Here is a 23730-nt window from a genome sequence, read left to right on the forward strand (position 1 = left end):
CCCTTAACCGCGTGGCGCCTGGGCGCTGGCGACTTTCTCAGTGGAGCCCGCTACCTTCTGCGCCGAGTTGCTGGCCTCGAGGGCCTGGCGCTGCTGGGCGAGGGCGGCGAGGGTCTGTTCGCTGGCCATGGCGGTTTCTTCCGGCGTCACGGGCGAGCCCGGGCGAACACGCTGCAGGCCCTTGACCACGATGCGGTCGTCTTTGCCCAGGCCGCTGCGCACGATGCGCAGGCCTTCGAGCTTCGGCCCCAGCTCCACCGGGCGGTAGGTGGCCTTGTTGTCCTTGTCCATGACCAGCACGAACTTCTTGCCAAGGTCGGTGCCCACGGCTTCGTCGTTGATCAGCACGGCGTCGTACTGGGCGCTGCCGACCAGCTTCAGGCGCGCGTACAGGCCAGGGGTGAACTGCCCGTCGCGGTTGTCGAACACAGCGCGGCCACGGATGGTGCCGGTGCGCGGGTTGACCTGGTTGTCGACGAAGTTCATCTGGCCCAGGTGCGGGTTGCCGGTTTCGTTGGTCAGGCCCAGGTACACCGGGGTGCTCTGGCCGCGCTGGCCTTCACGGGCCAGCTGGGTGTACTTGAGGTACACGCGCTCGTCGGCATCGAAGTAGGCATACACCTTGTCGGTGGAGACCACGCTGGTCAGCGGCGTGACATCGGCAGTGACGATGTTGCCAGCGGTGAACTGGGCGCGGCTGACGCGGCCGCCGATTGGCGCGGTGACGCGGGTGAAGCTCAGGTTCAGGCGGGCCAGGTCCAGTTGCGCCTGAATGGCATCGACCCCGGCACGGGCTTCGGCGGCGGCGCTGCTGCGCGACTCGGCCAGTTCGGCGGAGATCGCGTTGCTGTCGCGCAGACGCTCGCCACGGCGGGCTTCGTTGGCACTGCGAATGGCGGTGGCCTTGGCTTGTTGTAGCTGGGCTTCGAGGCGGCGGACTTCAGCCTGGAACGGGCGTGGGTCGATCTGGAACAGCAGGTCGCCTTTCTTGACCTGGGCACCTTCGGTGAAGGCCACCAGGTCGATCTGGCCAGAGACCCGAGGACGAACTTCGACGGTCTCCGGCGCTTCGAGGCGGCCGGTGAACTCGTCCCATTCGTTGATCGGCTGCTCGATTACCTTGGCAACGCTGACCTTGGGTGCGGCGGGGGCCTGCACGGCGTCCGGGGTTCGACCGCATGCGCTGAGCACCACCACTGCCAGGGCAGCGAGGGGAAAGCGCAAGGGTTTGAGTGATTGTTCCATGGAGAACTCCGCCAATGTATTAGTAGTGGGCGGAGTGTGAGTGTCTTGCGCGTGACGCACGAATCGAACGGAGCGAAGGTTATTATCACGCGCAATGATATGTCGGGGTTAATCATCGATGCGGGGCATGATCAGAGCCAGGCGGCATCCCAGTGGGGGTACTCTGCCACCGTGTCGGCAAGGCCCGCCCTCAATGGGTTGGCCACGATGTAGCGGGCGACGTCCTTGATGTTCTCCTCACGACGTACTGCCCGGTCGTGGTATCCCTTTTGCCACAATGCTCCGCGGCGTTCCAGGGCGGTATTCACCAGATGAGTCGAGCGGTATTTGACCTGCCGCATCAGGGCGTCCAGCGATGCATTCTGCAGTTCTACCAGCCAGTGGAGGTGGTCGGGCATCACGACCCAGGCGAGTGATTTCGCCATGGTGTGCTCATGGGCTAGACGTAGTTGAGAAACCAGAATTCGTGCCGTGCGCAGATCGCGGAAAACAGGTTCGCGGTTTCTGACCGTCGTGGTCAGCAAATAGAGTTGGCCTGATATGGAGGTTCGGCCAATGCGTAAACGATGTGAGGCTGGGCTATCCATAGCACGCTCCTTGAGGGGACGTACTCAAGGTAGCTGCGTGGCTGGAGTTGGTCTGGTGGACATTGGAACAGTTTGTGTCGTGCACTCTGCGAGCGCTGCGCGCTCGATCGCAGGCTTCGCCAGCTCCCACGACTACCCCCGTGGGAGCTGGCGAAGCCTGCGATGGGGCGCAACGCGCCCCCAGCTTGTCTAGATCAGCACCCGGAACCCATGGGTACCATCCCGCTCCAACTGCGCGATCAGGCCGAACTCCCAATCCAGATACCCTTGCATGGCTTCGCGCGGGTTATCGGTGCCTTCATAAGGCCGACGGTAGCGATCGGTGCGTGGCACTGCCAGGTGGGTCTCGCCACTTTCCAGCGGCTTGCCCGCAGTAATCCAGCTTGCGGTGCCCCCGGCCAGAAGAAACACGGGCGTCTGGGTCAATGCTTGCAGGTCGACAGCCGCGAAACGCGCCAGCAGGCTGCTGCCGCAGGTCAATACGTAACGTTCGGCGACAGGCAAGCGCTCCAGCACCTGAGGCAGTTGAGCCCGGATGGCCCAGTGCGCGCCGGGGATATGCCGTTTGACGTAGTTGGCGCTGGCGGTAAAGTCCAGCACCACGGTCCCCGGCGCTTCAAGCCAGCCCTGCAACTGCTCGACACCGATTTCCGTCACCTGCGCGAGTGCTGGCAATGGGGCATTCCATTCGCCCGCTTCGCTGAAGTCCGCCGCTGTGAGCCCATCCAGTACCGCCACCTGCCAACCCATCTGGGCCAGCCAGGATGCACTCATGTTCGCCCGCACACCGTCGTCATCGATCAGCACGATACGTGCACCGCGCACGCTGGCCACATGGTCGGTCTCTTGTACCAATTGCCCACCGGGTACCGAGCGGCTTCCAGGCACATGGCCCTTGGCATATTCCTCGGGGGTGCGTACATCGAACAGGTAGCTAGTGCGGCTGGCTTCGGCCTGCCAACCCTGCAGCCCCGCACGATCAAGACGCAGCACGCCAGCCTTGTCGGCCACCTTGCGCGCGCGTTCCGTGGCGGCTGCGCGGTTGTTGTCGCTGACCTCGGTGAAACGGCGCTCCTGCCCATGGGCCAGTTGCTGCCCGGCCAGGGTCCAGCCAATGGTGCCATTGCGCAGCGCGGCCACCGGGTTGGGGATGCCGGCATTGACCAGCGACTGGGTGCCGATGATGCTGCGAGTGCGCCCGGCGCAGTTGACGATGACCTGTGTAGCCGGGTTCGGCGCCAGTTCGGCCACACGCAGCACCAGTTCGGCACCCGGCACGCTGATACCGCCGGGAATGCTCATGGTCTGGTATTCATCGAAGCGACGGGCGTCGAGCACCACGACGTCGGCCTTGTCATCGAGCAACGCCTGCACCTGTTCGGCGGCCAGCGATGGGGTATGGCGCACGCTCTCGACCAACTCGCCAAAGGCCTTGCTCGGCACGTTGACGTCGCGGAACAGTTCGCCGCCTGCGGCGCGCCAGCCGGCCAGGCCGTCCTGCAGCAGCGCTACATCGCTGTAGCCCAACGCCAGCAAGCGCTGAGCTGCCTGGGCAGCCAACCCTTCGCCGTCGTCGTACAGGGTGATGGCGGTATCACGGCGCGGTACGCGGGCGTATATCTCCAGTTCCAGTTTCGACAACGCAATGTTGGCGGCGAACAACGGATGCGCCTGGGCGAACGGGTCTTCTTCACGGACATCGATCAGCGCCAGTTCCTCATGGGCCAGCAAGGCCCGACGGATATCCTGGAAGGTACGGCTGGTCACAGTGCTCATGGGGCAGGGTTCTCTTTGGACAGGTCCCAGATATTGGGCAAAAGGGTGTTGGAATAACCGGAGATGAAGGCTTTTTCGCTGCCGTCGGCCAGGTAGACGGCACGGTGCACGGCACCGATGTTGGCGCCATAGACATGGATGCTGATCGACACCCTGTCGTCGAAGGCATTGCTCACCTGGTGGATGTCACCGATGCGTGGCGACACCGCTTCGACGTGCCCTGGAGCGAGGCGCACCGGCTCGCCCGCAGGCACCAGCGCGCCTTGTTCGGTGCGGGCGAAACCTTGGGAGTACTCGGCGCCGCGCAACATGCCGATCAGGCCCCATACCCGGTGGTCGTGGATCGGGGTCTGCTGCCCAGGCCCCCAGACGAAGCTGACGATGGAAAAGCGCTGACGCGAGTCGCAGTGCAGCAGGTACTGCTGGTAGCGGGCAGGGTCCGGTTGGGCCAGTGCTTCGGGCAGCCAGTCGTCGTGAGCGACCAGGCTGCGCAGCAGGCTTTGGCCTTGGTCGAGGAGGGTGGCCTCGTCGGTTTCCCGGTCCAGCAGGTCGGAAAGTTCGCCGATGAACAGGCGCAGGCGGTCATGGCGCAGCGGTTGGCTCATGGTAAAGGCTCGTTTGACGGTTCTGGTTAACCCTAGCAAAACCAATGAATATTCTCAAAATGCAAAATATTCATAAGCTAATATGCGATAACTGTATTTAACGGGTGCGTCTCGAAGGCATTAGGTTATGCCTAAAATGCATTTCACAGGGTCAGTTTCAGTCGTTAGCTTATAAGCAGGCTTCTATTTAGATTCAAAACACATAATCAATTTGCGAGACCGCACGGGCGGATCGATATGCCATGCCGTGCCCCAAGGGCACCTGGAGACGAACGTGCGATACCTCAAACACCTGGCCGCCGGTGTGCTGGCCACTACCTTGAGCCTGGCCGCCAGCGCGCAAACCCTGGTGGTCGGTGACCAGAGCTTCAATGCCCGCTCAGTGATGGAAGCCGCCGGTGTGCTCGACGGCCTGCCCTACACCCTTGAATGGAAGCAGTTCACCGCCGGCTCGCCGGTGGCCGAGGCGTTGAACGTCGGCAGCCTGGACGTCGGCCTGCTGGGCGATGCGCCGCCATTGTTCCTTGGTGCCTTGGGTGCGCCGATCAAAGTCATCGCGGTGAGCCGACAGAACCTGGAGGGGGTGGCGATCCTGGCGCGCAAGGACTCGAACATCCACAGCCTGGCCGACCTGCGTGGCAAACGCGCGGCAATCTGGAAGGGCTCGTGGAGCCAGCAGCTGTTGTTCAGCGCCTTGGACAAAGCCAAGGTGCCCCGCGACGCGCTTGAGCTGCGCTACCTCAGCGCACTGGATGCCTCCCACGCCCTGGACGGCGGCTCGGTTGACGTGATCGCCACCTGGGAACCCTACGTCACCCAGCAAGAACGCCAAGGGGCGCGGGTGCTGGCTACTGCTGAAGGGCTGATTCCGGCGCAGAGTTTCGTGGTGGCCAATGCCAAGTCGGTCGAGGCCAAGCGCGCGCAGATCGCCGACTTTCTGCAGCGCCTGAAGAAAGCCCGCGAATGGGCTCTGGGCGACCCGGCCAACACCGAGGCTTATGCCGATGATTGGGCCAAGCGTACCCGCGCCGACCGCGATATCGCCCGCGCGTGGTTCGCCCGCGCCCGCACCGATCTGGCGCCGCTGAACCCGCAGGTGGTGGTCGATGCCCAGAAGACCGTGGACTTCTTCGCAGGGCTCGGGCTGATCAAGGCGTACCCCGCCGCGACCCTGTTCGACACCTCGTTCTCTGCCGCCCTGCAGTCGCCGACCACGGCACAGGCCCTCAACCCGTAACTGCAAGGAGGGGAGCCCCATGAGCAAAAGACAGATCAAACTGGGCGCGCTGACCATGGGCTGCGGCGGCCCTGGGCGGCACAACCTGTGGCTGGACCCGCAGCTGCCAGCCGATGCCAGCGTCAACATCGACTGGTACATCGATATTGCCCGTCAGGCCGAGGCCGCGCTGTTCGACCTGATGTTCATCGTCGACAGCCAGTTCATCACCCCCGGTTCGCCGTCGCACTACCTCAATCGCCTGGAACCGCTGACCCTGTTGTCGGCACTGGCGGTGAGCACGCGCCACATCGGCCTGGTCGGTACCCTGACCACGTCCTACAACGCGCCTTACAACGTGGCCCGGCGCCTGGCGTCGCTGGACCTCATCAGCAAAGGCCGCGCTGGCTGGAACGTGGTCACCAGTGGCGATGCCGGTACCGCCGGCAATTATGGTCGCGACGAGCACTACGATTACGACACCCGCTACGCCCGGGCCCAGGAGCACGTCCAGGTGGTGCAGGGTCTTTGGCACTCCTACGAGGACAACGCGTTTCCCCGCGACCGCGCCACGGGTCAGTTCCTCGACCCGTCCAGGCTGCATGCGCTCAACCACAAGGGCGAGCATTTTCAGGTGGTGGGGCCGTTGAACATCCAGCGCTCGCCTCAGGGCCAACCGGTGATATTCCAGGCCGGCGACTCTCGACAAGGCCGCGACCTGGGCGCTGCCACTGCCGATGTGGTGTTCACCCACGCTGCCAGCATCGAGCAGGGGCAGGCGTTCTATCAGGATGTGAAGGGGCGGGCAGCGCGCCTGGGGCGTGACCCGGAGCAGTTGCTGGTGTTGCCGGGTGCTGAGATTTACGTCGGCGATAGCGACGATCACGCCCGCGAGATCGAGCGGCATTACCACCAGCAGGACCACAGCTTCGAGCTGGCACTCAAGGAGTTCGGGCGTAACTTTGGCTGGCACGACTTCAGCCAGTACGACCTGGATGCGCCGTTTCCGCAGGAAAGCCTGGAGTATGCGCGCAGCAGCTTCTTCACCAATGCCAAGCGCATTGCCGACCAGGCACGGGAGAAGGGCTTTACCTTGCGCCAGGCTGTGGAGTTCGGCCGCCAGTTAAGGCCGGGGGCGTTCGTGGGGTCGGCTGAAACCGTGGCGGCGAAGATGACCGAGTGGTTCGAGGCGAGGGCGCTGGATGGGTTCAATATCTACATTGGGCACCCGGGGCAGTTCAAGCGCTTTACCCAGGAGGTGATACCGCTGTTGCAGGAGCGCGGGGTATACCGCACTGAATATGAAGGCACCACATTGCGTGAGAGCCTGGGGTTGCAGATTCCGCGTTTTGGCCGATGAGGTGGCTGCCATGAGGGATGTAGTGGCTGTGAGATCGAGCGCCGCCCGCGCGGCGCATCGCGAGCAAGGCTCGCTCCTACGTCTGTTTCGGGCCAGTTATTCCTGCAGGAAATGCGCGCGACCGCCTTGTTTGCACGGCTCGATTTCGCGTCGTGCAATCAAGGCGGTCGCGCGCGCCTGTCACAGGCGTTATTGGCCGTAAACAGACGTAGGAGCGAGCCTTGCTCGCGATGCGCCGCGCGGGCGGCGCTCGGTCTCGCGAACACTGAAAATGCAAAGGCGAACGCTCTCAGAACGCCCCTCTCACAATCAATGCGGCGCGCGCACAATGGTCTTGAGCAAGTCTTCCGGGCTGATATGCCCCACCACCTGAGCCACCGCGCTGCCCGGTGTCGGCAGGTCGATGATGTGCGACTTCATCTTGCCGATCACATGCATCTCGCATGGCTTGCAGTCGAACTTCAGGGTCAGCACTTCATCCCCCTGAATCAGCTGCATCGGCGCTACCTTGGTCCGCACGCCGGTCACACCCTTGGCCTGTTTAGGGCACAGGTTGAACGAGAAGCGCAGGCAGTGCTTGGTGATCATCACCGGCACTTCGCCGTGTTCTTCGTGGGCCTCGTAGGCCGCATCGATCAATTGCACGCCATGGCGATGATAGAAGTCGCGAGCCTTCTGGTTGTACACGTTGGCCAGGAACGACAGGTGCGACTCCGGGTACACCGGTGGCGGGTTGGTTTCCGCCTTGCGCCCACCACGGGGGTGAGCCTTGACCCGCGCTTCGGTCAGCGCCTCGATGGCTTCGCGGCGCAGGGCCTTGAGCTGCGAGTTGGGAATGAAATAGGCCTGCGGCGCATCCAGCTCGATGGCATCGGCGTGGTACTGGGTAGTGCCCAGCTGGCCGAGCAGGTCGTGCAGTTGCTCCAGCGCCTGCTGCGGCTTGTTGGCCTCACCGAACGGGCCGTCCAGCGCCACTTGCACGCTCACGCCTTCTTCGCTGCTGACGGTCAGCACCAGGCGCTGCTCACGCAGTACGGCGTGCCACTCGACGCCCACACGGCGCTCGGACGAAGTGCGCAGCAGGGCCTGTTGCCAGTTGTGGTCCAGGTTGCGCGACAGCGGATGGTTCGGGCGCAGCTTGTGCAGGCCTTCGGGCATTTCGTTGGGTTCGACGCGGTAGCGGTAGCGCTTCTGGCCGTCTTCTTCGAATTCGCCACGTGGCTCGGCGATGTTGGCGCGGAAACCCACCACCTCACGCTTGACCAGCACATTGAGGCCGTCGCCGTTGGTCAGCGGCACCTCGGTGACCACCTGCATGTCGCGCTTGCCGACTTTCTCCACCACGCCCACCGGCAGGCCGGTGAAGGTCGGCGAGTCGAAGGCACCGATGTCGACCTTGCGGTCGGTGACGAAGTAGTCGGTGCTGCCGCGGTGGAAGGTCTTGTCCGGGTCGGGTACGAAGAAGTGCTGGGTGCGGCCGCTGGAGGCCCGCGCCAGGTCCGGGCGGTCTTCGAGAATGGCGTCGAGCTCTTTGCGGTAGTGGGCGGTGATGTTCTTCACATAGCCCATGTCCTTGTAGCGGCCCTCGATCTTGAACGAACGCACGCCGGCGTCCACCAGGTCGCGCAGGTTGGCGGTCTGGTTGTTGTCCTTCATCGACAGCAGGTGCTTCTCGAAGGCTACCACGCGGCCCTGATCGTCCTTGAGGGTATACGGCAGGCGGCAGGCCTGGGAGCAGTCGCCACGGTTGGCGCTACGGCCAGTCTGAGCGTGGGAAATGTTGCACTGGCCGGAGAACGCCACGCACAGCGCGCCATGGATGAAGAACTCGATGGCCGCGTCGGTTTCGGCGGCGATGGCGCGAATCTGCTGCAGGTTCAGCTCACGGGCCAGCACCAGTTGCGAGAAACCGGCCTGGTCGAGGAACTTGGCCCGCTCCAGGGTGCGGATGTCGGTCTGGGTACTGGCGTGCAGCTCGATGGGCGGAATGTCCAGCTCCATCACCCCCAGATCCTGGACGATCAGCGCGTCGACGCCGGCGTCATACAGCTGGTGGATCAGCTTGCGTGCAGGCTCCAGCTCGTTGTCGTGGAGGATTGTGTTGATGGTGGTGAACACCCGCGCATGGTAGCGCCGGGCGAATTCCACCAGCTCGGCGATATCGCCGACTTCGTTGCAGGCATTGTGGCGCGCGCCGAAGCTCGGGCCGCCGATGTAGATGGCGTCAGCGCCGTGCAGGATGGCTTCGCGGGCAATGGCCACGTCGCGGGCAGGGCTGAGCAGTTCCAGGTGATTCTTTGGAAGGGACATGTCGTTATAGTCGGGCTGTCACGGTCAAGGCGGGCATTGTAGCGGTGAAATGGGTTGGCGGCATCCTTGGGCTGCTCAGTGGGGGAAAAAGGCACCACGCCCCTTGTAGAAGCCGGCTCCTGCAAGGGCCGTGGTGCTTGTGGTCTCGCTGATCAGCGCTTGGCCGCCATTGCCGTCACTTCAACGCGCATGTTCGGAAACGCCAATGCCGCCACACCCACGGCAGCCCGTACCGGCCAAGGCTTGCTGAAGAAGCGCTGATACACCTCGTTGAACGCCGGGCGGTCAGCCATATCGGTGAGGTAGATGGTCAGGTGCATGACGCGGTCCATGCCGCTGCCAGCTTTTTCCAGCGCGTCTTTCAGCGCCTGCAGGGTGCTTTCGCTCTGTGCGGTGATGTCGGCGTCGTTATCGGCCGGAATCTGCGTGGTCACCAGAATGCCATTGAACTCGGCCACGTCGGAGGAAATGGAATCGGCGTCAGCGTCCGGGGTGTAGATGAGGTCTGCCATGGGATATTTGCCTTGCAACGGAAGGAAAGCGGCAAGCCTACGCGAGCGCGTCGGGCGGGTCGAGCGACACCGTTGAGCCAGCATGCGTTGTAATGCCGGGCGCTGGCCGTCAGAATCGCGCCCGATTGTTGAGCTAGGGGCTTCACGTTGAACGAACAGACTTTGTCGATGCGCCTGGAGCGTGTCGCGGCCCATGTGCCGCAAGGCGCACGGCTGGCCGATATCGGCTCGGACCATGGCTACCTGCCCGTGGCGCTGATGCTGCGGGGCGTCATCGAAGCCGGGGTGGCCGGTGAGGTGGCGCAGACGCCTTTCGCCTCGGCCCAGCGCAAGGTGCGCAAGAACGGCCTGGACGGCCGCATCACCGTTCGCCTGGCCAATGGCCTGGCTGCCATCGAGCCCTCCGACCGGGTTACCACCGTCAGTATTTGCGGCATGGGCGGTGAAACGATTCGCGACATTCTCGAACAGGGCAAGGCACGCTTGCAGGGCGTGACGCGGCTCGTTCTGCAGCCCAATGGCGATGAGCGGGAACTGCGTGAATGGCTGATGGACAACGGTTACCGGATCTGCAGCGAAGAACTGCTGCGGGAAAACCGTTTCGATTATGAAATCATCGTCGCCGAGCCTTGCGAGGCCGTGAGCTACACCGCCGAACAGCTTTACTTCGGTCCGCTGCTGCTGCAGGAAAAAAGCCCGGCGTTTGTCACCAAGTGGCAGCGCATGTTGCGTCAAAAACAGCAGACGCTGGCCAATTTCGAACGCGCCCGAGACGCGATACCGCAAGAAAAGACCCGCGAATTCAACCGGCAGGTCGCCTGGATCACCCAGGTGCTGGCCTGAATCACTGCTGCGAGCAGTTACCCATTTCCCGGTAGGCGACCTCGTGGGTCTGGCCCTGGTGGTCGACGTACTTCATGTGCGCGGTGCCTACCTGGCAGTCGGCGGCGTTGCTGGCCGGGGTGATGGAGATGACCTTTGCCACATCCAGCGGCATGCCGTACTCGTAGGCATCGTTGCTGGCCGACGGCTGGCTGGAGGCCTGATCGGCGAAGGCACCGAACGAGGTGAGGGCAGCGGACAGGGCAATAAAAGCAATCGAACGTTTCATGGCAGGCTCCTTCTTCAATGTTTTACCAATGATGTATTCATTGGTGATCCACAATAAATGGCCTAATTCGTGATAGATTCCTGCCTGGGATGTACGAATAAGACCGAGAAAGGAGCTGAAGCCCATGGACATGCTGCACGCCATGCGCACCTTCGCCCGGGTGGTGGAGTGCGGCAGCTTTGCCGCCGCCGCCAATGCCCTGGATATTTCCGCGGCGCAGGTGTCGCGGATCGTTGCCGAGCTGGAAAACCAGTTGCAGACCCGCCTGCTGCACCGCACCACCCGCCGCCTGCGCATGAGCGAGGCGGGCGAGCGGTTCCTTGAACGTTCGCGGCATATCCTGTCGTTGACCGACGAGGCGATGGATGAGGCCCGTGGTGCCCACCTGAACCCGCGTGGGCGCTTGCGCTTCCACTGCACCCATGGTCTGGGCTTGCTGATGATGCCGCTGGTGGCGCGCTACAACGCCGCGTGCCCGGAAGTGGTGATGGAACTGACCCTGTCGCAGCGCAACCCCGACCCCCTCGACGAAGGCCATGACGTGGTCATCACCATCGGCAAGGGCCTGCCGGATTCGCAGTTGATCGCCATCCCGCTGGGCAGCATCTACAGCATCCTCTGCGCGTCACCCGAGTATCTGGCCCGCAATGGTGTGCCGACCAAGCCAGAAGACCTGAACGAGCACGAATGCCTGCGCATGGTCGACCCGCTGTTCGAAGAAGACTGGTCATTCGAGCAGGATCAGGGGAAAAGTGTGATCGTGCCCCAGGATACCTTCCTCACCAATGTCGCCGACGCCATGCTCAAGGCCACTGAACTGGGCATGGGCGTGGGGTTGCTGCCGTATTATTCTGCCAGCCATGCCATCGAGGAAGGGCGCCTGTGCCGCTTGTTGGCACCGCATCGGCTGCGCCAGCGTGAAATCTACGCGATCTACCCGTCGCGGCATTATCTCGACGCCAAGGTGCGCACCTGGCTGGACTTCCTGAAGGAACAGTTACCGGTGCTGTTCGAGGCCCATCAACGGGTGGTGGACGATTCAAAATACTGGCGCTGACTACGCTCTTTGGGACGCGACTGTCTTGTGTTGCCTGCACTGGCCTCATCGCCGGCAAGCCGGCTCCCACAGGGACCGCGACGACCTCAAGTCCACCGCAGCACCTGTAGCAGCCGGCTTGCCGGTGATAGGGCCCGATCGAATCAATGCCCATACCGCCCGACCAGGCTCTGCGCCCCCAGCGCATGCCCCTGCAGGGCCTCCAGCAACCCCTGTCGATCCAGGCCCTCGGCCAGACTGCCCGGTGGCAGGTCGGTGGCGATGAGGGTCAACGCATAATGATGCGGATTGTCCCCGGCAGGCGGGCACGGTCCACGATAGGCGAGGGCGCCACGGGAGTTACGCCCCACCGTCACGGCCTGGGTAGTCTGCCCGGCCGCGCCTTGTTCCAGGCCGTCGAGGGCGGGGTCGATGTTGTAGGCCACCCAGTGCACCACGCCAAGGCCCTTGCCGCCATCGGGGTCGAACATCACCAGGGCCAGCGAGCGCGTGCCTTCGGGCAGGTTTTCCCAGCTCAGCTGTGGCGTGCGTTCTTCGCCACTGCCGCAGGCCGGGTCGGGGCCGACCTGGGAGAGGGCGATCATGCCGCCATCGGTGAACGAGGACGAACTGATCGACAGCGCCCCGGTGTTGCCGGGGGCTGCCAATGCCGAACAGGGAAGCAGGGCTGCGAACAGCCAGGGCTTGAGGTTCATGGCCACTCCTTAGCGATAGAGTGGCCGGCAGTTTAGTACAGCGTTGCACTCAGTGGGCCTGGGCTTCGGCCTTCTGCTTGGCGGCGAGCGGCTCCAGCGGCGGATGCTCCTGTGCCGCGTGCATCAAGTCTTCGGTCACGCGCAACTCCGCACCGGTTGGCGAAAAGGTCGTCGCTGCGGCGAACGGCGCTGGGTGTTGTGGAGCCGGGCGCTTGCCCCGGCGCCACAGGAAGAAGCACACCATGGCCAGGTTGATGACCGCGAAGGCCCAGAACAGCCCGACCTCGCCGAGGGATGTCATTACCGGCGAAATGGCCAGCGGGGCCAGGGCCGAGCCCAACGAGTTGATCAGCAGCAGGCCCTGGATCATCGGCACCAGTGCATCGGACGGCGCCCGGTCGGCAGCGTGGCTGACCGCCACCGGATACACCGCGAATACACCGCCGCCGAGCAGGAACAGCATCACCGGCAGCAGCACCGACTGCGACGGCAGCAGCACGATCACCACCGACAGCACCGTGCACAGCAAGGCCAGGGCGATCAGCACGTCCTGGCGGTCCTTGCGGTCGGACCAGCGGCCCACCGGGTACTGCAGCAGCATCGCACCCAGAATCACCCAGGCCATCATGTTGCCGACCTCGCCCACGCCCAGGCCGATACGCTGCAGGTACAGCGGCAGCAAGGTATAGACGCCGGCAATCGCCGCGCCCGAGCCGAAGCAGCCGACCAGCCCGGTGGGGGCCACGCCCAGCAATTGGCGCGGCTTGAGTGGCTCGACCTGCTCCAGCAACGGCGACACCTGCGGCAGAATCACGATCGGCATCACCGACAACGCAGCAAGCATGCCCGCGACCATGAATGGCGCCGTATCGCCCCAACCGGTGATTTCACCCAGGGCCGCCTGGGCCAGCACACCGGCACCGTAGAAGGCGATCATGTAAAGCGCCAGCAGACGCCCGCGGATCTTCGCGTCACCCGCCATCAGCAACCAGCTTTCGATGACCAGGAACACCCCGACCGTCGCCCAGCCGTTGATCAGACGCAGCGCGATCCACCAGGTGGTGTCGTAGCACAGCCCCTGCAGCAATATGGTCGCGGCGATCAGCGAAGCGAAGCTGCTGTAGGCGCGGATATGGCCAATACGCAGGATCAACCGGTCGTTGAAGATTGCGCCAAGGGTCAGGCCGACGAAGTACGCCGAGGAGACGATACCGATCATCGACGGTGATTCGCCGGCGGCGCCCAGGCGCAGAGTGGTCAGGGAAGACAGAAAACCGTTGCCCAGGGCAATGATGAACAGCCCGAGCAGGGGTGCCAGCGCCATGGCCAGCAAACGCGGAGACATACGTACCTCAAGGTGAGTGAGCGAAAGTGACGGCCTTTTCGGACGCGCACGCGACCACGGCCGGGAACGGCCAGCGGGTTGCACGGGTGTGCCTTCGTGGATGCGACCTGGGCAAGACTCAACCGCTGGACCTTGGCAAAGGAAGGTCGGGCGGGGTCGGTTGAGCCTATTTCACATGTGCGGCCATGTGTGCAGGCACGGACTCTGTCATTGCTGCCGGTTGCCACCGTTCAAGGCGACGGGCGAAAAGGAGGCGCGATTCTAAGGCCTGCGAAGGTTTTGCCCAAGTGCCTGCCGCCTGCGGCATAATGCCGCCTTTGGCCCCAGGATATTGCCCGCCGTGTCGAACGAACCCCGCAATGAGCTGTTGATCCAGGGCCCGGTCGGGCAGATCCAGTTGCTGATCGACTACCCGGACGCACCGGCCAAAGGGGTGGTGGTGCTCAGCCATCCGCAGCCACTGTTGGGTGGCAGCCCTCGTCATATCGTGCCGCTGACCCTGGCCCGGCGGCTGTGTGCGGCAGGTTGGCAAGTGGTGCGCCCTTGCTATCGCGGCGTCGGCAAAACCGAAGGCGAACACGCGGACGGTATCGGTGAATGCGACGACACCCTGGCCGTGATTCGCCATGTGCAGGGCCACTTCCCAGAGTTGCCCCTGGCACTGGTCGGGTTCTCTTTCGGCGCCTACGTTCACGCTCGGGCCGTGTGTGCCCTGGCCGAGCCGCCCTGCGCGGTGGCACTGCTCGGCCTGCCAGTCGGCGATGTGCCGGGTGGGCGCTACTACGAACCGTTGCCGTTGCCTGGCGATGTGCTGTTGCTGCATGGCGAGCAGGACGAGATGGCGCCACTGGCCAACCTGCTTGATTGGGCCCGGCCCAGGCAGCGCGCGGTGACGCTGTACAGCGGGGCCAACCACTTTTTCAAAGGTTGCCTGGAGAGCGCGGCGCAGCAGGTGATTGCTCATCTTGCGTCACGCCTCTGAGGGCACATGGCAGCTCCACGGAGGGCAGGGTAGATGTTCGCTTCGTTGTTCGCGGTACTGGCACCGGTTTTCATCGTCGCCGGTATCGGCTATGCCTGGGCCCGCAAAGGTCTGAGCTACCCCACAGAATTCATCGCCAGCCTGGTGATGACCGTCGGCACGCCGTCGTTGGTGTTGTCGACCCTGAGCCGCACCGAACTGGACCCGACGGCGTTCACCAGCATGGCCTTGGGTTGCCTGTTGTGCATGGTTGGCATGGTCGTGGTCGGCTTGCTGGTGTGCCGCATCTTTGGCCAGCACTGGCGTGTGCTGCTACCGGCGTTCATGTTTCCCAACACCGGCAACATGGGGCTGCCGATCAGTCTGTATGCCTTCGGCGAGCATGGCCTGGCGCTGGCCGTGGCGTTCTTCCTGACCCTGTCGATCTTCCAGTTCACCCTGGGCATGGCCATTTCCGGCACGGCGGCGTCACCCAAGGCGCTGCTTCGCAACCCCATCGTCATCAGCCTGGCCGGGGCGATGCCGATCATCTTTTTCGATGTGGAGCTGCCGCGCTGGCTGGCCAATACGGCGGACTTGCTGGGTGGCATGACCATCCCGCTGATGCTGCTGACCCTGGGGGTATCGCTGGCCAGCATTCGCCTGCGCCACGTTGGCAGCGGCATGCTGCTGGGAGGCCTGCGCATCGTGCTGGGTGCCGGGGTGGGGTGGGCAGTTGGCGCGCTGCTGGGCATGGAGACGTTGGAGCGGGCGGTGCTGATGGTGCAGTCGGCCATGCCGGTGGCGGTGTTCAACTACCTGATGGCGGTGCGGGCCAATCGCTCGCCAGAGCAGGTGGCGAACCTGGTGATGTGTTCGACCGTGCTGTCGTTTGCCTGGTTGCCGCTGGTGTTGGCGTGGTGGCTGTGATCCTGCACTGGCCTTATCGCCGGCAAGCCGGCTCCTACAGGTAATGCGGTGATCTTGAGGTCATCGCGGTCCATGTGGGAGCCGGCTTGCCGGCGATGAGGCCAGTGCAGGCAAGCATCATTTGTCGAACAACCGCTCGTGCACCCAACCCTGGTTGGTCAGTACCATCACCCGTTTTTCCTGGGCCGGCGTCTCGTTGGTCGCCAGCGCCTGATCCAGGCCACGAATGTTGGCCCTGACCTCGTCATTCGTTGCCCACGCCGGCAATCCGGTGATCTTGTAGGCATAGGTCACGTTGGAAACAGTGCGCCCCATCTCCTCGCCCGGCTCGCTGAACTGTTCGATGGCGGTGACCTGGGCCTTGCCGAAGCACAGCCCGCCGCTGGTCTTGCCACTGATCAGCCGCTGGGCGTCGGCTTTGTAGTACTTGCGGCCTTCTTCGGTGAGGTCGTAGGCGTAGTAGATGTCGGTGCGGGCAGGCTGCCACAAGCGCTCAGGCACTTGCGTGCGGGAAATTTCCTTTTCGCTGACCACGCCGACCTGGGCCAGGGCATGCAGGGCCTTGTTGGTGCCGTTGACGTCGAAGTCCTGGGTCTTGGTCGGGAACGAACTGACCACGAAACAGTGAGGGTATTGGGTGTCGAGGTAGGCCTGGGCGGCCTTGTGGAAGTTGGCCTCAGTGGCGTTTTCGGTGTCGGAGCAGCCAGCCAGGGTGGCCAGCAGCGCCAGCGGTACGATCTTCCTGTACATGATGAAGCTTCCTTGGATTGCGAAGACAAAACCGGTGGGTCGGAATTAGAACCCACGCGCTAGAGCGGGTGCAATCGTGGCAGGACGGCATCTCGACAGGGGTCTCAAAACTATTCGGGCGTTTTCTGCGGCTCATGGGTGTCGATACTGACCACCACCGACATGCCCGGGCGCAACCGCTTGGCTTCTGGTTGGTCGGGGTCGACCGTGATTCGCACCGGGATTCGCTGGGCAATCTTGACGAAGTTTCCGGTGGCGTTGTCCGCCTGCAGCAGCGCGAATTCAGAGCCGGTGGCCGGCGATATCTGCTGCACCTGGCCGCGCAGTTGCAGGTGGTTCAAGGCGTCGACGGTAAAGGTCGCGGGTTGGCCAATGCGCACGTTGGCCATCTGGGTTTCCTTCATGTTGGCAATCACCCACAGGGTGTCGGGCACCAGCGCCATCAGTTGCGCACCGGAGTTGACGTACGCGCCCAGGCGCGTGCCGATCTGCCCCAGTTGGCCATCGCGGGGCGCGGTGACGCGGGTGTTGTCCAGGTCGATGCGCGCCAGCTCCACTGCCGCCTTGGCGTTTTCCACCGAGGCCTCCAGGGCGGCGCGGTTGACGATCACCGTTTCGCGGTCCTGGCGGGCGATTTCCAGCGCCGCCTTGGCCTGGGCCAGTGTGGCGACTGCGGCGGCATGGCTGGCTCGGCTCAGGTCCAGGTCCCGGCGCGACACCGAACCATCACCGACCAGCGCCTGGTTACGCTGCAGGTCGGACCTGGCCTTGTCGGCCTGGGCCCCAGCATCGGCGATGGCCGCCTGGCGCTGGGCGATGCCGGCCTCGGCACTGTTTCGCTGCTGCTGGTTGTTGGCCAGTGCCGCCTGTTGCTGCTGCAACTGGGCGATGGCCTGGGCCAGGCGCTGCTTGTAGATACGGTCATCCAGTTGCACCAGCAGGTCACCGGCCTTGACGAACTGGTAGTCGTGCACCGGCACGTCGACGATGTAGCCACTCAACTGCGGCCCGATAATGGTCACCTGGCCGCGCACCAGGGCATTCTCGGTGCTTTCGATGGCGCTGGTGAACGGCGGCAGGCGCCAGGCATACAGCACCAGCAGGATGCCGGCCAGGGCCACGCTGGCGAAGCTGATGGACGACAGCACGCGCATGCGCCGGGTGCGCGTCGGGCTGGTTGGCTCGCTGGGCGGTGTGCTGCCTTCCGGGGTGTCGGCGATGGCGGTGGTCGTGGTACTCGGTGTGTCCTGGTTCATCGGGTCGAGGCGCCGGAGGTGGAGTCGGAAGAAGTGGCGGTGCGGCCTGTATGCCACACCCAGGTACTGCGGATGACAATCCATATCATCGTAGCAATGGCTATCGCGCCGATCAGCATGAAGACATCGTTGTAGGCCAGCACGTTCGCTTCACGGCTAGCCGCGCTGGCCAGCAGACGCATGCCGGCCTCACCACGCAAGGCCGGGTCGGCAAGCAGCCCGGCGTAGCCCGCGCCGCCGCTTTGCACGCGAGCGCTGACCAGTGGCTCCAGCGCACTGAGCTGGTCCACCAGATGGGCGGAGTGGAATTTCTCCCGTGCGGTCTGGAAGGTGCCCAGCAGCGCGGCGCCAATCAGGCCGCCGAGGTTGTTGCAGATGCCGAACAGCACCGAAAAGCTCACCAGATTGCGCGGGTTGGTGCGTACATGGCTGATCCCCAGGGCCATGGACGGGCCCAGGAAGAACGTACTGCCAAACGCCAGCAGAAACTGGCTCAGGTACATTTGCGCCGGGCGTGTCAGGTTGCTGGAACTGCTGTCCATGAACGCCCCCGTGGCCATCGCCAACAGGGAAATGAACAGCGGAATCACCAGGTGGCCGGGGTTGATGGTCAGCGCGCTGCTGGCCAGGCCCGCCACTGCGCCGATCAGCATGACCCAGTACAAGGTGCGCATCTGCTCGCTGCCCATGTTCAGCGCCTGCAGAAAGCCCACGGCGCCCGTGGACTGTTCCGAAGTGACCATGCGGATCAATATGACGCACAGCGCCAGGCGAAGCACCGCACCGCTGCCCAGCCAATGGGTCATCAACAGCGGGTTCTGGCGGTTGTGCTCGATCGCAAGCCCGCTGAGCACCAGGGCGATCGCAGCGGCCAGGGCCATGCCGATCCAGGGCGCGTCCAGCCACCAGTCGATACGCCCCAGCGACAGCACGGCGCACAGCAGGGCGGTGCCGCTGGCAATCAGGGTGAAGGTGAGAAAGTCCAGGGGCTCGAAGGTCTTGAAACGGTCGCCGGGGGGGAGTTTGAGCATCAGTACGCAGCCCAAAGCCGCCAGTGCCAGGCCCAGTTCGAACAGGTACAGGCCCCGCCATTCGGCGATCTGCAGCAGGTCTTCGGAAAAGATCCGCGCCAACGGCAGGGCCAGCTGCGAGGCGCCAAGGCCCAGCACCATTGCCTTGAGCCGCCACTGCGCGGGGAACGCCTGGATCATGTAGTACAAGCCCAGTGAACTGAGCGCGGCGCCGACCATGCCATGGGCGGCGCGCACGGCGATGGCCGAGTTGAGGTCGTTGACCAGCAGGTGGGCGAAGGTCACCAACGCGTAGAGCACCAGAAACACCTCGGTGAAGGCGCGCAGGCCAAATTGCTGGCGGAACTTCACCAGCAGCAGGTTGATCGACACGTTGGTCATCACATAGGCCGCAGGCAACCAGGCCATCTCGGCGCTGGTGGCGCCCAGGGCGCCCTGCAGGAATACAAGGTTGGCGGTGACCAGGGCGTTGCCCAGGCCGCCAGTGATGGCCACCAGCAGGCCGACCACGGCGTAGGCCAGCCGCTTGCCTGGGGTATGCAACGGCGTGGAGGGTGAGCCCGGCAGGCTGGGTTTTTCGTGCGGGAGCCACTGGCGGGGGGCGTATTTGTCCATTGCGCAGGCTGCAGGTGAGGGGTGATTGGAATTATGGTGTCTGTTGGGTGTTCGCCGGGAGTTTTTTAGTGGGGTTGAGATCGAGCGCCGCCCGCGCGGCGCATCGCGAGCAAGGCTCGCTCCTACGTTTGTTTCGGGCGAGTAACGCCTGTGACAGGCGCGCGCGACCGCCTTGTGTGTACGACGCGATACCGCGCCATGCGCCAAGAGCGTTCGCGCACAGATCTCACAGGAATAATTGGCCCGAAACAACCGTAGGAGCGAGCCTTGCTCGCGATGCGCCGCGCGGGCGGCGCTCGATCTCATGGCGCATGAACATCTGCCGCCGAACACCCACGCGCCTCAACACGCTCTCAGCTCAAAAATCAACGCCGACCGATAGCCGCAAAATGCGTGGCGTACCCTGGGTCAGGTAGTTGTTCGACGTCGATGCCGAAGCCCAATACGCCTTGTTGGCCACGTTCTCGACATTCGCCCGCAAGGTCACCTGCTTGTCGTCCACCTTGAAGCTGTAGCGCCCACCCAGGTCGACGCGGGTCCAGGCCGGAATGCTCAGGCTGTTGTCGGCATTGACATACTGGCCACCGGTACGCAGCAGGCGCGCATTGAGCGCCGCACCGGCAATACCGGGCACATCCCAGTCGGCGCCAAGGTTGTACTGGAAGCGCGGCACGCCAGCGGCGCGATTACCATCGTTGCTGCCATTAGCGGTGTTGTTCAGCTCGGTGTGCATGAACACGGCACCGGTCAGCAGGCGCAGGCCATCGATTGGCTCACCGAACAGGTTCAGCTCCACCCCCTTGTTGACCTGCTCACCGTCCATGCTGAAGGTGTCCTTGCTGGCACCGGCGGCGCGGAAGGTGGTGCTGTTGGGCTGCTCGATGCGGTACACGCCCAAAGTCGCGCCGAAGCTGTTCCAGTCGAGCTTGACCCCAGCCTCGACCTGCTTGCTGCGCTTGGGCGGGAATACTTCGTTGGGGTTGCTGACGGTCGAAGGTGAAGTCGGGCCCTGGGCCAGGCCTTCTATGCGGTTGGCGTAGAACGACACGTGCTCCCAGGGTTTGATCACCAGGCCGTAAACCGGTGTGGTCAGCGACTCGTCGTAGTCGGCATTGCGCACGCCGGTGGCGGTGGCCCAGCCGTCGACACCGATCGATTGCTTGCGCACGCCCAGGGTCAGCAGTACGCGGTCGTCGAGAAAGCCCAGGGTGTCGGAAACCGCCACGCTCTTGATGCGGTTCTTGCCGACGATGCGTGGGTCGTGCAGGTCGCTGCCGAAGTAGGTGTTGGTCGGGCGTGGCACCTTGACCGGGTGGTACAGGTTGGTGTCATAACGGTTGGCCGCGCGTATGGCCTCATAGGCCGAGCGCTGCTCGCCCCACATCCCGGACAAGCCGAAGTTGACCCGGTGGCTGACCGGCCCGGTGGCAAAGCGGCCATTGAGGCCAGCCATCGCGCTCTTGTTGTCTTCGTCGTGCGGTGAATACAGGAACCCCCCGCGTGCGGTGCCGTCCTCGTCGCTGACGTACAGCGAGGAATACTCGCCGTTTTCGCGGGTGTGCTTGGCGCCCGCGCCGGCATACAGCGTCCAGTTGTCGTTGAGGTCGTACTCGCCATTGACCATGCCGTAGGTGTCTTCGAGCTGCGACCAGGTCCAGTCCTGCGAGTAGTTGTCGCGCGCCGAGGGTGCATGCGGCACCTTGGAACCGGTTGGGTAGATCACCGCGCGGCCCTGGTTGATGCGCTCCTTCTGGTAGCCGAAGTCGGTGGAAAGCCGCAGGCGTTCGCCTCGGTAGTCCAGGGCCACGGCAACCAGCGTGCTGTGCTGCGCCTCATCGTGCACGCCGGTGCCGCCATCGTGCTGGGCCAGGTTGATACGCGCGCCGAAGCGGTTGTCCTCGCCGAAGCGCTTGCCCAGGTCGAGGTGGCCACCGACGTTGGCGCCAGTGGCGTAGTCGAGGCTGACATGCCGGGTCGGGGTGTCTTCGGCGCGCTTGGGTACCAGGTTCACCGCGCCGCCGATGCCGCTGCCCTGAGGGGCGACGCCGTTGAGGAAGGCATTGGGGCCCTTGAACACCTCGACCCGCTCCAGCGCCTCGGTGGTGATGATTTGCCGTGGCAGCACGCCGTACAAGCCGTTGTAGCTGATGTCGTCGGTGTTCAGCGGCAGGCCGCGGATGGTGAACACCTGCGAGAAGTTGCCAAAGCCGGCCGACTGACGCACCGCGGCGTCGTTCAGCAAGACGTCGCCGAGGGTACGCGCCTGCTGGTCGGCGATGGTCTTGGCGGTGTAGCTGGTGACGCTGAACGGCACGTCGCTGATTGCCTGGTCGCCCAGCACGCCAAGCCTGGCGCTGCGGGCCACCTGGCCGCCTTGCCAGGTGTCGCTGTCGGCTGCCAGGTTGCTGTTGATGGTGGTGGCGCCCAGTTCCAATGCTTCACCCAGGTCCACTGTCGGGGCCAGGGTATAGCCGCCGCTGTCAGTGGCCATCAGGCTGTAGCCGCTGCCGGCGAGTAGACGCGCAAAGCCGTCCGCTACGCTGAAGCTGCCGTCCAGGCCTTGGCTTTGCACACCCTTGAGCAGGGCCGGGTCGAACGACAGCGGCACACCAGCGCTGGCGGCAAAACGCGCCAGCACATCGGCCAGCGGGCCGGCGGCGATGTGGTAGCTGCGCGGGCTGTTGCTGACAGCGAGGTCGGCGGCCATCAGTGCCGAGGCCGGGACCAGCGAGCCAATGGCCATGGCCAGGCTCAGGGCTTTGAGGCGAAAACGGGGGCGGTGCGGCAGGCAAAGCGTCATGCGGGCGTCCTGTGGGTGCAGAAATGAAGGTTCTGCACTCATCACCGGACGACGCAGCAAAAGGTATCAGTCGATTGCAAAAAAAAGTTAAACGTTGGGTTCGACCGTTACCCAGTAACGGGTCAGGCCATGGATCGTCACCGGCAAGGTATCGCCGAGCAAGCGCAGGCTGGCATCGGTGTCATTGAGGGGGAAGGCGCCAGATACTTTCAGGTCGCGTACGGCCGGGTGGCAGCGCAGCACGCCGGGACGGTAACGGCCCAGCGCTTGCAGCAGGTCGGCCAGGCGCATGTCGCGGGCCAGCAGCATGCCGTGCTCCCAGGCCAGGTCATCAACGTCCAGCACGCTGGCGGGCTGCACAAGGTTGGCATCGAAGGCTGTACGTTGATTGGCCTTGAGCAGCAGGCCTTGGGCAGCGTGCAGTGGGCGGGCGTCCACGCGCCCTTCGAGGACGGCGACACGGGTCTGCGTGCCGTCCAGGCGCACACTGAAGCGTGTACCCAAGGCCTGGGCCTGGCCGTGCAGCGTGCGCACCCGCAATGGACGGGCGGGCACAGCAGGGTCGGCGGCACTGCTGATGAGGATCTCGCCGGCCAGCAGGTCGATGCGCCGCTCGCGGGCGTCGAAGGTGATGTCGATGGCGGTGTCGGTGTTCAGTAGCACCTCACTGCCGTCGGCGAGCGTCATTCGGCGTTGCTCGCCTACGGCGGTACGCACGTCGGCGGTCCATTGTTGCCAGGGCGTTTCGCGCCAGGCCAGCCAGGCTGCGGGGGCAGCCAGCAACCACAAGCCCAGGCGCTGCATGGCCTGGCGGCGGCTGACCGCGCCATTGCGGCTAAGCCGGCGCAGGGTCTCGCCGGTAACGGGCGATGGCAGCCGGCGCAAATCGCCGAGGATCGCCTCGGCACGCTGCCAGGCCTGGGCATGCTCGCTGCTGCGCTGGCACCAGGCCTGGACGGCGCGGTGATCGTCTTCGGTGGCGCAGCCCGATTGCAGTTGCACCAGCCAGTCGGCGGCTTCGCCGAGGATTTCCGGGTCGATGCGTGCGGTCATGGGTCAAGGCTCAGGCATGCCAGGAACGCGGTGCGCATGTCGCGCTTGATGGTGATCAACGACACCTGCAACTGCTCGGCGATTTCGCCGTAGGTGAGGCCATCGAGTTGCGACAAGAGGAACACCTGGCGCACCCGCGCGGGCATCTCACGCAACATGGCATCGACACGCGTCAGGGTTTCGAGAATCAGCCAGCGCGTTTCCGGCGACGGTACTTGCGGCTCGGGCAGGTGGGCGATGGCCTCCAGATAGGCGCGCTCGACTTCCTGGCGCCGCCAACGGTCGACCAGCAAGCCCTTGGCAATATGTGTGAGCAAGGCCCGCGGCTCGTTACCCCAGCGCTGCGCGGCCTGCCGGTTGAGCAGGCGCAGGAAGGTGTCGTGGGCCAGGTCGGCGGCGTCGCAGGCGTTGCCCAGCTTGCGCCCCAGCCAGCCCTGAAGCCAACCGTGGTGCTCGGTGTACAGCGTCTGGACCTGCAGGTTGAGGGTTGGGTCGGCGGGCGGCATTGGGAAGAG

General features: G+C 64.3%; 21 protein-coding genes. 6 read left to right on the forward strand and 15 right to left on the reverse strand.

Annotation, left to right across the window (positions count from 1 at the left end; translation table 11 throughout):
* Positions 1-3: 3 nt before the first annotated feature.
* The 4 genes from mexE to PspTeo4_RS06460 form a co-directional block, all read right to left on the reverse strand.
* The gene (gene mexE, locus PspTeo4_RS06445) at positions 4-1245 is read right to left on the reverse strand and encodes a multidrug efflux RND transporter periplasmic adaptor subunit MexE (protein ID WP_322362873.1); all 1242 of its coding nucleotides are present in this window, start codon (positions 1243-1245) and stop codon (positions 4-6) included.
* 131 nt (positions 1246-1376) lie between these two features.
* Positions 1377-1832, reverse strand: coding sequence for an REP-associated tyrosine transposase (locus PspTeo4_RS06450; protein WP_322362874.1), 456 nt, complete (start codon positions 1830-1832; stop codon positions 1377-1379).
* Positions 1833-2021: 189 nt separating this feature from the next.
* Positions 2022-3608: a rhodanese-related sulfurtransferase gene (locus PspTeo4_RS06455; RefSeq protein ID WP_322362875.1), complete on the reverse strand. Its 1587-nt coding sequence runs from the start codon at positions 3606-3608 to the stop codon at positions 2022-2024.
* A complete protein-coding gene (locus tag PspTeo4_RS06460; protein WP_322362876.1) occupies positions 3605-4213 on the reverse strand; it encodes a cysteine dioxygenase in 609 nt (202 codons plus the stop codon). The genes PspTeo4_RS06455 and PspTeo4_RS06460 overlap by 4 nt, the downstream gene beginning before the upstream one ends.
* A gap of 274 nt (positions 4214-4487) precedes the next feature.
* On the opposite strand from PspTeo4_RS06460, the gene PspTeo4_RS06465 reads away from it, so the two are divergent.
* Together PspTeo4_RS06465 and PspTeo4_RS06470 are read left to right on the forward strand one after the other, a co-directional pair.
* Positions 4488-5450 carry an ABC transporter substrate-binding protein gene (locus PspTeo4_RS06465; RefSeq protein ID WP_322362877.1) on the forward strand — a complete coding sequence of 321 codons (963 nt, stop codon included), beginning with the start codon at positions 4488-4490 and terminating at the stop codon, positions 5448-5450.
* A 19-nt stretch (positions 5451-5469) separates the two neighbouring features.
* Positions 5470-6789 (forward strand): LLM class flavin-dependent oxidoreductase, encoded by a 1320-nt coding sequence (locus PspTeo4_RS06470; RefSeq protein ID WP_322362878.1) that lies wholly within the window; start codon positions 5470-5472, stop codon positions 6787-6789.
* A 309-nt stretch (positions 6790-7098) separates the two neighbouring features.
* On the opposite strand, the gene PspTeo4_RS06475 is transcribed toward PspTeo4_RS06470, so the two are convergent.
* Both PspTeo4_RS06475 and PspTeo4_RS06480 read right to left on the reverse strand, forming a co-directional pair.
* Positions 7099-9099: a U32 family peptidase gene (locus PspTeo4_RS06475; RefSeq protein ID WP_322362879.1), complete on the reverse strand. Its 2001-nt coding sequence runs from the start codon at positions 9097-9099 to the stop codon at positions 7099-7101.
* A gap of 152 nt (positions 9100-9251) precedes the next feature.
* Positions 9252-9611 (reverse strand): RidA family protein, encoded by a 360-nt coding sequence (locus PspTeo4_RS06480; protein WP_322362880.1) that lies wholly within the window; start codon positions 9609-9611, stop codon positions 9252-9254.
* 147 nt (positions 9612-9758) lie between these two features.
* Between PspTeo4_RS06480 and PspTeo4_RS06485 the strand changes: the two genes are divergently transcribed.
* Positions 9759-10454: a tRNA (adenine(22)-N(1))-methyltransferase TrmK gene (locus tag PspTeo4_RS06485; protein WP_322362881.1), complete on the forward strand. Its 696-nt coding sequence runs from the start codon at positions 9759-9761 to the stop codon at positions 10452-10454.
* 1 nt (position 10455) lies between these two features.
* Here PspTeo4_RS06485 and PspTeo4_RS06490 read toward each other — a convergent pair whose 3' ends face one another.
* Complete coding sequence (locus PspTeo4_RS06490) at positions 10456-10722, reverse strand: DUF2790 domain-containing protein (protein WP_322362882.1); 267 nt, start codon at positions 10720-10722, stop codon at positions 10456-10458.
* Positions 10723-10846: 124 nt separating this feature from the next.
* On the opposite strand from PspTeo4_RS06490, the gene PspTeo4_RS06495 reads away from it, so the two are divergent.
* Positions 10847-11779: a LysR family transcriptional regulator gene (locus PspTeo4_RS06495; protein ID WP_322362883.1), complete on the forward strand. Its 933-nt coding sequence runs from the start codon at positions 10847-10849 to the stop codon at positions 11777-11779.
* 143 nt (positions 11780-11922) lie between these two features.
* On the opposite strand, the gene PspTeo4_RS06500 is transcribed toward PspTeo4_RS06495, so the two are convergent.
* Together PspTeo4_RS06500 and PspTeo4_RS06505 are read right to left on the reverse strand one after the other, a co-directional pair.
* Positions 11923-12474, reverse strand: a complete 552-nt coding sequence (locus PspTeo4_RS06500) for a YbhB/YbcL family Raf kinase inhibitor-like protein (RefSeq protein ID WP_322362884.1) — start codon at positions 12472-12474, stop codon at positions 11923-11925.
* A 49-nt stretch (positions 12475-12523) separates the two neighbouring features.
* Entirely contained in the window at positions 12524-13819 is a 1296-nt protein-coding gene (locus PspTeo4_RS06505) for an MFS transporter (RefSeq protein WP_322362885.1), read from the reverse strand.
* Between the two features lie 340 nt (positions 13820-14159).
* Here PspTeo4_RS06505 and PspTeo4_RS06510 point away from each other — a divergent pair, with 340 nt between their 5' ends.
* Positions 14160-14801, forward strand: a complete 642-nt coding sequence (locus PspTeo4_RS06510) for an alpha/beta hydrolase (protein WP_322362886.1) — start codon at positions 14160-14162, stop codon at positions 14799-14801.
* A 33-nt stretch (positions 14802-14834) separates the two neighbouring features.
* Complete coding sequence (locus tag PspTeo4_RS06515; protein WP_322362887.1) at positions 14835-15710, forward strand: AEC family transporter; 876 nt, start codon at positions 14835-14837, stop codon at positions 15708-15710.
* A gap of 117 nt (positions 15711-15827) precedes the next feature.
* Here the strand turns inward: PspTeo4_RS06515 and PspTeo4_RS06520 are convergent, their stop codons facing one another.
* From PspTeo4_RS06520 to PspTeo4_RS06545, 6 genes are all read right to left on the reverse strand, one after another.
* Positions 15828-16460, reverse strand: coding sequence for a hypothetical protein (locus PspTeo4_RS06520; protein ID WP_322362888.1), 633 nt, complete (start codon positions 16458-16460; stop codon positions 15828-15830).
* A gap of 110 nt (positions 16461-16570) precedes the next feature.
* On the reverse strand, positions 16571-17716 hold the full coding sequence (locus tag PspTeo4_RS06525; protein WP_322362889.1) for an HlyD family secretion protein: 1146 nt from the start codon (positions 17714-17716) through the stop codon (positions 16571-16573).
* A complete protein-coding gene (locus tag PspTeo4_RS06530; protein ID WP_322362890.1) occupies positions 17713-19362 on the reverse strand; it encodes an MFS transporter in 1650 nt (549 codons plus the stop codon). The genes PspTeo4_RS06525 and PspTeo4_RS06530 overlap by 4 nt, the downstream gene beginning before the upstream one ends.
* A 358-nt stretch (positions 19363-19720) precedes the next feature.
* Complete coding sequence (locus tag PspTeo4_RS06535) at positions 19721-22162, reverse strand: TonB-dependent receptor (protein ID WP_322362891.1); 2442 nt, start codon at positions 22160-22162, stop codon at positions 19721-19723.
* A gap of 87 nt (positions 22163-22249) precedes the next feature.
* Complete coding sequence (locus tag PspTeo4_RS06540; protein WP_322362892.1) at positions 22250-23215, reverse strand: FecR domain-containing protein; 966 nt, start codon at positions 23213-23215, stop codon at positions 22250-22252.
* Positions 23212-23721 (reverse strand): sigma-70 family RNA polymerase sigma factor, encoded by a 510-nt coding sequence (locus PspTeo4_RS06545; protein ID WP_322362893.1) that lies wholly within the window; start codon positions 23719-23721, stop codon positions 23212-23214. The genes PspTeo4_RS06540 and PspTeo4_RS06545 overlap by 4 nt, the downstream gene beginning before the upstream one ends.
* Positions 23722-23730: the final 9 nt, after the last annotated feature.

The sequence above is a fragment of the Pseudomonas sp. Teo4 genome, assembly GCF_034387475.1.
Lineage (GTDB): Bacteria > Pseudomonadota > Gammaproteobacteria > Pseudomonadales > Pseudomonadaceae > Aquipseudomonas.

Bases quoted from the DNA above. Each gene is read 5' to 3' on its own strand.
- PspTeo4_RS06495 (WP_322362883.1), top strand. From the start codon at position 10,847: ATGGACATGCTGCACGCCATGCGCACCTTCGCCCGGGTGGTGGAGTGC.
- PspTeo4_RS06500 (WP_322362884.1), bottom strand. From the start codon at position 12,474: ATGAACCTCAAGCCCTGGCTGTTCGCAGCCCTGCTTCCCTGTTCGGCA.
- PspTeo4_RS06520 (WP_322362888.1), bottom strand. From the start codon at position 16,460: ATGTACAGGAAGATCGTACCGCTGGCGCTGCTGGCCACCCTGGCTGGC.
- PspTeo4_RS06545 (WP_322362893.1), bottom strand. From the start codon at position 23,721: ATGCCGCCCGCCGACCCAACCCTCAACCTGCAGGTCCAGACGCTGTAC.
- PspTeo4_RS06490 (WP_322362882.1), bottom strand. From the start codon at position 10,722: ATGAAACGTTCGATTGCTTTTATTGCCCTGTCCGCTGCCCTCACCTCG.
- PspTeo4_RS06515 (WP_322362887.1), top strand. From the start codon at position 14,835: ATGTTCGCTTCGTTGTTCGCGGTACTGGCACCGGTTTTCATCGTCGCC.
- PspTeo4_RS06470 (WP_322362878.1), top strand. From the start codon at position 5,470: ATGAGCAAAAGACAGATCAAACTGGGCGCGCTGACCATGGGCTGCGGC.
- PspTeo4_RS06505 (WP_322362885.1), bottom strand. From the start codon at position 13,819: ATGTCTCCGCGTTTGCTGGCCATGGCGCTGGCACCCCTGCTCGGGCTG.
- PspTeo4_RS06460 (WP_322362876.1), bottom strand. From the start codon at position 4,213: ATGAGCCAACCGCTGCGCCATGACCGCCTGCGCCTGTTCATCGGCGAA.
- PspTeo4_RS06475 (WP_322362879.1), bottom strand. From the start codon at position 9,099: ATGTCCCTTCCAAAGAATCACCTGGAACTGCTCAGCCCTGCCCGCGAC.
- mexE (WP_322362873.1), bottom strand. From the start codon at position 1,245: ATGGAACAATCACTCAAACCCTTGCGCTTTCCCCTCGCTGCCCTGGCA.
- PspTeo4_RS06480 (WP_322362880.1), bottom strand. From the start codon at position 9,611: ATGGCAGACCTCATCTACACCCCGGACGCTGACGCCGATTCCATTTCC.
- PspTeo4_RS06535 (WP_322362891.1), bottom strand. From the start codon at position 22,162: ATGACGCTTTGCCTGCCGCACCGCCCCCGTTTTCGCCTCAAAGCCCTG.
- PspTeo4_RS06540 (WP_322362892.1), bottom strand. From the start codon at position 23,215: ATGACCGCACGCATCGACCCGGAAATCCTCGGCGAAGCCGCCGACTGG.
- PspTeo4_RS06455 (WP_322362875.1), bottom strand. From the start codon at position 3,608: ATGAGCACTGTGACCAGCCGTACCTTCCAGGATATCCGTCGGGCCTTG.
- PspTeo4_RS06525 (WP_322362889.1), bottom strand. From the start codon at position 17,716: ATGAACCAGGACACACCGAGTACCACGACCACCGCCATCGCCGACACC.
- PspTeo4_RS06450 (WP_322362874.1), bottom strand. From the start codon at position 1,832: ATGGATAGCCCAGCCTCACATCGTTTACGCATTGGCCGAACCTCCATA.
- PspTeo4_RS06530 (WP_322362890.1), bottom strand. From the start codon at position 19,362: ATGGACAAATACGCCCCCCGCCAGTGGCTCCCGCACGAAAAACCCAGC.